Origin of the sequence: Catellatospora sp. KI3 (assembly GCF_029948125.1) — a bacterium.
GTDB lineage: Bacteria > Actinomycetota > Actinomycetes > Mycobacteriales > Micromonosporaceae > Catellatospora.
The window spans coordinates 1-994 of sequence record NZ_JASAMB010000066.1; the positions used below are offsets into that span (position 1 = coordinate 1).

Annotated in this window: 1 protein-coding gene; it reads left to right on the forward strand. The window is 70.1% G+C overall.

Translation table 11 applies throughout. The annotated features are described in order from the left end of the window. The first annotated feature begins 175 nt into the window (after window positions 1–175). A complete protein-coding gene (locus QEZ54_RS36205; protein WP_281309307.1) occupies window positions 176–994 on the forward strand; it encodes a SigB/SigF/SigG family RNA polymerase sigma factor in 819 nt (272 codons plus the stop codon).

The window sequence follows — 994 nt, forward strand, 5'->3', positions numbered from 1 at the left end:
TAGTACTTTCAGCCTATAGGCGGTATGGTCTTGTCTGCCCGGCACACGTGTCGGGCACGGCCCCACAGCCGTTCACGACGCTCAAGAAGCGGGTGTCGACGCCGAACAGAGGACCGCGGCCGAGTGCGCAGGGCGCACCGGTTCCGACGCGGTTCACTGCGGTGAAGGAACTGCAATGTCCATCAGCATCACGACCACCGTCGAGACCCCCGTCAACCCGACCGTCACCACCGACGATCTCGACGCCCCCGTGGCCGAGGCGGCTCTGCTGCGCCTGGCCCAGACGAGCCAGGACGACCCGGCTCGTGAGCACGTGCGCCAGGCGGCGATCTGCGCCTGGCTGCCGCTGGCCGAGCGCCTCGCGCGGCGTTTCCGCCACCGCGGTGTGGACACCGAGGACCTGGTCCAGGTGGCCACCGTCGGCCTGATCCAGGCCATCGACCGGTTCGACCCCACTCGCGGCAGCGCGTTCGTGCACTTCGCCGTGCCGACCGTGGTGGGCGAGCTCAAGCGCCACTTCCGCGACCGCGGCTGGAGCATGCGCGTGTCCCGCCGGATGCAGGAGCTGTACCTCGACATCAACCGGGTGACCCCGCAGCTGAGCCAGGAGCTCGGCCGCTGGCCCACCTCGGCCGACCTGGCCGAGCACCTGGGCGCCACCGTCGAGGACGTGCGGCAGGCGGTGCACTGCGCGCAGGCGTACCGCACCGGCTCGCTGAACGTGGCGGTCAGCGGCGAGGACGGCGACCTGGAGATCGGTGAGCTGATCGGCGAGTCCGACCAGAACATCGAGTCCATCGCCGACCTGCACGCGCTGCGGCAGTACCTGAAGGAACTGCCGGCCCGCGAGCGGCGCATCCTGTCGCTGCGGTTCGGCTGCGGCTACAACCAGGCGCAGATCGCCGAGCAGATCGGCGTCTCGCAGATGCACGTCTCGCGCCTGCTCACCCGCTGCATCGGCACCCTGCGCGAGCGCATGCTCGCCGACGCCTGA

Excerpts from the sequence above, each read along its gene's own strand:
- QEZ54_RS36205 (WP_281309307.1), top strand. The coding sequence starts at position 176 with ATGTCCATCAGCATCACGACCACCGTCGAGACCCCCGTCAACCCGACC.